Source organism: Streptomyces sp. NPDC000410 (assembly GCF_040300305.1).
In the GTDB taxonomy this organism is placed as follows: Bacteria; Actinomycetota; Actinomycetes; order Streptomycetales; family Streptomycetaceae; genus Streptomyces.
This window is the reverse complement of the sequence record NZ_JBEPDM010000135.1, coordinates 1-1,463: the sequence shown is the minus strand read 5'-3', so window position 1 is coordinate 1,463 and position 1,463 is coordinate 1. Positions and strand designations below refer to the sequence as shown.

1 protein-coding gene is annotated in these 1,463 nt (G+C 67.3%); it reads left to right on the top strand.

Annotation, left to right across the window (positions count from 1 at the left end):
• The first annotated feature begins 237 nt into the window (after positions 1–237).
• On the top strand, positions 238–1,440 hold the full coding sequence (locus ABT342_RS38085) for an IS110 family RNA-guided transposase (protein WP_351584205.1): 1,203 nt from the start codon (positions 238–240) through the stop codon (positions 1,438–1,440).
• The last annotated feature ends 23 nt before the right edge of the window (positions 1,441–1,463 follow it).

Below are 1,463 nucleotides of genomic sequence, written 5' to 3'. Positions count from 1 at the left end.
CCCCATTACCTTCTTGGTGGTCCCGCAATGGGGCGCCCGGCCTCCGGAGTTGGCATGACTTTCTCCCCCTGTCGAACGCATGGCCTGGGGGGTGGTGTCACCAGCTCCGGAGGCATCGACAGACCGCTGATTAGGGGCATGACCACCGGCTTCTTTGCAGGTCGGGAGGCTCTTCGTAATGTGGATGTGGCGATCGGTGCCGTGGGACGGCCGGGCGAGGACGACCGGAGGAAGCACGTGATCGACGTCAGCGACATCGGCGTCTTCCTCGGCCTGGACGTCGGCAAGGGCGAACACCACGCCACCGCCGTCACCCCGGCCGGGAAGAAGGCCTTCGACAAGCGGCTGCCCAACAGCGAACCCAAGCTCCGCGAGGTGTTCGGCAAGCTGCAGGCCAAGCACGGCACCGTACTCGTCGTGGTCGACCAGCCGGCCTCCATCGGAGCCCTGCCCCTGGCAGTCGCCCGTGATTTGGGCTGCCCGGTTGCCTATCTGCCCGGCCTGACAATGCGGCGGATCGCCGATCTGTATCCCGGTGAGGCCAAGACCGATGCCCGCGACGCGTTCGTCATAGCCGACGCCGCCCGCGTCATGCCTCACACACTCCGCTCGGTCGGTCTCGAGGACGAAACCATCGCCGAGCTGGAGATGATCGTGGGCTTCGACGACGACCTGGCCGGCGAAGCCACCCGCATCAGCAACCGCCTGCGGGGCCTGCTGACTCAGATCCATCCATCGCTGGAGCGGGTCCTCGGTCCGCGAGTGCAGCATCCAGCGGTGCTCAGGCTCCTCGACCAGTTCGGCTCGCCCGCCCAGATCCGCAAGGCCGGACGACGCCGGCTCGTGACACTGCTGCGGCCGAAGGCACCGCGGATGGCCGAACGGCTGGTCGAGGACATCTTCACCGCACTGGACGAGCAGACCGTCGTCGTCCCGGGCACGGACGCGGCCGCACTGATCGTTCCCAGCCTCGCCACCTCGCTCCAGGCAGTGCTTGACCAGCGGAAACTCCTCGCTTCGAGGATCGAGGAACTGCTGGAGGCACACCCTCTTTCCAAGGTCCTGACGTCCATGCCGGGGATCGGCGTCAGGACCGGAGCACGGATCCTCATCGACGTCGGCGACGGATCCAGCTTCCCGTCCGCCGCCCACCTCGCCGCCTATGCCGGGCTGGCCCCGGCGACCCGCAGTTCGGGCTCCTCGATCCGCGGCGAACAACCCTCCAGACGCGGAAACAAGCAGCTCAAACGGGCCTTCTTCCTCTCCGCGTTCGCGGCCCTGGCCGACCCCGTCTCCCGGGCCTACTACGACAAGAAGATCAGCCAGGGCAAACACCACACCCAAGCCCTCCTCTGCCTCGCAAGACGACGAGCCGACGTCCTCTTCGCCATGCTCCGCGACGGCACCTTCTACGACCCCCAACCCGCCCCCACGGGTTGACCAAACCCATAGGGGCACCCCCC